The following is a 2,507-nucleotide window of genomic DNA, read 5'->3' as shown; positions in this document are numbered from 1 at the left end:
TTAGGCGTTTTCTCTGAGTTGTGGAACACTCCGGCCACGATCAGGCCGGTCAGGTAGTCAATACCCATGAAAATCAGCAGAGTGATCAAGGCCGCATCCCACCCCCCAAACAAGGAAGCGATAAAGCCCCCCACAATCCCGATCCCGGCGCACAACCCTTCTTTCATGTAAACCATCCTTTCTGAAAATGATATATAAAAACGGCCCCACAAATTGGGGGCCGCTTTTACCTTGTCAAATTCCCGCCCTGCTGGGCCGCTAGGCGGCGTTTTAAGGTCAGGCAATGAAATTTATACTACCAAAGGCAAAAGGCCCTGTAAGGGCCTTCCAGGGGCCTTTATTCAGCTTCCCAACCATATACCCCCGGCTCCCACACATTGCCATCAACGGTGGAAAGCCATTCTTTCCCCTTGTGGGAAACTTTGTCCCCGGTGTTGTAGGCATCGGAAGCGCCCAGGGGTTGTGTCCAGATCGGAAGCCCGGAATCAGTGAACCCAACCTTTTTGTAAAGGCTGGGGGCCGTGTCCGGTGTCCAGTTCTCTTGGGAAGTGTGATCCTGAAGGACGGTGTAAAGCTGGGTTTCCCCATCGGCGTTCACGCCATACTTTACGATCTTTCCGGTGGCGTAGGCTTTGCCGGTAGCCCATCCCTCATAGAGATCGGCAATTTCCATTGCTTGGCTTTCGCGCAGATTCAGCCCATCGGCCATAAGCTGGAAGGCCCGGTTCATCTGCTGGGCCACAAATTCTTTGCGGTTCATTCTGTCACCCCCAGAATAGTGTTCATTAAGCCGTTGTTTTCGGCGGTCTGTTCCGCCAACAACTTGATAAATTCATCTTTTTCATACTGAATTTCATGGTATTGAAATTCATTTTCGATTGGGTTTCCGTTCTGATCCTCAGTCACCGGCTCAATGTCGGTGTGAACAAAAACCGTGTCGGTGCCAACCACCAAAGGTTGCGCCATTTCCGGGCTTCCCCGGACTATGCCCATGTCTTTCATGCTGTTACCGCCTTTCTTTTCTTAATGACATTGATATAATAATCTTCAGCCGCCGCCAAAACAGGGGTAATGTACTTTTCAGCTAGGCGGAAGCTGTCACACCATTTTAGCCAACCCTTATAGCTATTGATCCTGCACCATTCCTTGTAACAAATGCGCTTCCCGCTCTCCCACTTTTCCCGGATCAACACCATGTGTTTCTTGAATCGCTTACAGGTCTTTTTCCGTAGCAGGGTAAACCCGTGGAAGAATCTATAACCGACAAAATCAGCGCCACGGGTGGAAGTGGGGAACACTTGCCAATTTTTCTTTAGGCTCAAGTCAAGGAAAGTTCCAAGGTATTCCATGATTTTCCGGGCAACCCAATGAAGTACCTGTTTGCTATGGTGGAAAATCATAAGATCATCCATATAGCGAACAACATACTTCAAGTGTAACTGTTCTTTCAGCCAATGGTCAAAGTAGGACAAATAAAAATTGGCTAAGTATTGGGATAGATAAGAACCGATCGGAACACCTTTGGGCGGGTGGCTGTCAATAATGATATCCAGCAGGGTCAATAATTCAGGGTCTTTGAATTTCTTGCGCAACAGGCGCTTTAGAATCCTATGATTGATATTTGGGTAAAAATGGTGAACGTCCATCTTGAAACAGTATTGGGTTCCCGGTTCGTCCTTCAGATAGGTGTTCACCAACTCTTGGGCTTTCTTGATCCCACGGTTTGGAAGGGAAGCACAAGTGAACCCGGTGAAAACTTTGTTGAAGATCGGTTCAATCTGAAGCATGATTGCCCATTGAATGATCCGGTGTGGGAAATAGGGCAGTTTCCAAAGTTCACGTTGTTTTCCCTTGTCATTGATAGTTGAAATTGTGTAATCGTCCAGATTTACAGAATAGGTGTGGTTGATCAGCATTTCCCGGATTTCTGAAAGGTATTTGTCCGGGTCGCTGTCAACCATCACCACTTCTGCATAGAACAGTTTATCTTTACGGGCGTTCCGGTGGGCTTCCCGCAAGTTGTCCATGTCACAGATTTTTTCATAGATATTGCCGTACCGCTTCATGGAACACCCCGTTTCCATTGATGTTTTTTGAACCCGAATGGTCAACCTTGAAAGTTAATTTTCAAGTCTACTGATACAGGTGAAATAATTTTTGTGTTCTGCCAAGTGGCCGGGTAGTCACAGCACCATTTATTGTTAAAGCCCCGGCCCGGTTCTGTTGCCGGGGGCCGGGGCAGTAACATCATTCCTAAACATCGAAAAGGAAGGATCAAACATTTGGTGGGTGCCAAGATTGGAATTGGAATTCGAGGTGGCATAATTCACATTGAACTGGAAAGGCCCTGCATTATCTCCATTATTCCAATTACCACTGAAATTGGCGTAATAACTGGCATAAAGATTGGCATTATCTGCTATCTTTTTTTATTTACCAGTCATAATAAGGCCCGTTCTATGGTGGGATAATGGTTGTAATGCTGGAAGGTTTCAGTTTTGTGTTGT

At 46.7% G+C, this 2,507-nt stretch carries 4 protein-coding genes; all 4 read right to left on the bottom strand.

Annotated features, from left to right (window positions below; all coding sequences use genetic code 11):
• On the bottom strand, positions 1–167 hold a 167-nt coding region (locus D1841_RS16530; RefSeq protein WP_160644729.1), incomplete at its 3' end, for a phage holin family protein.
• A 170-nt stretch (positions 168–337) separates the two neighbouring features.
• Positions 338–760: a carbohydrate-binding protein gene (locus D1841_RS16525; protein ID WP_160644727.1), complete on the bottom strand. Its 423-nt coding sequence runs from the start codon at positions 758–760 to the stop codon at positions 338–340.
• The gene (locus tag D1841_RS16520; RefSeq protein ID WP_160644725.1) at positions 757–1,002 is read right to left on the bottom strand and encodes a hypothetical protein; all 246 of its coding nucleotides are present in this window, start codon (positions 1,000–1,002) and stop codon (positions 757–759) included. Before D1841_RS16520 ends, D1841_RS16525 begins: the two co-directional genes overlap by 4 nt.
• Positions 999–2,066 (bottom strand): RNA-directed DNA polymerase, encoded by a 1,068-nt coding sequence (locus D1841_RS16515; protein ID WP_160644723.1) that lies wholly within the window; start codon positions 2,064–2,066, stop codon positions 999–1,001. Before D1841_RS16515 ends, D1841_RS16520 begins: the two co-directional genes overlap by 4 nt.
• Positions 2,067–2,507 lie beyond the last annotated feature (441 nt).

This window comes from Neglectibacter sp. X4 (assembly GCF_009917365.1).
In the GTDB taxonomy this organism is placed as follows: domain Bacteria; phylum Bacillota; class Clostridia; order Oscillospirales; family Acutalibacteraceae; genus Acutalibacter.
Note: the sequence above shows the minus strand (reverse complement) of the source record. Positions and strands in the feature narration are given on the sequence as shown.

Bases quoted from the DNA above. Each gene is read 5' to 3' on its own strand.
- D1841_RS16525 (WP_160644727.1), bottom strand. From the start codon at position 760: ATGAACCGCAAAGAATTTGTGGCCCAGCAGATGAACCGGGCCTTCCAG.
- D1841_RS16520 (WP_160644725.1), bottom strand. From the start codon at position 1,002: ATGAAAGACATGGGCATAGTCCGGGGAAGCCCGGAAATGGCGCAACCT.
- D1841_RS16515 (WP_160644723.1), bottom strand. From the start codon at position 2,066: ATGAAGCGGTACGGCAATATCTATGAAAAAATCTGTGACATGGACAAC.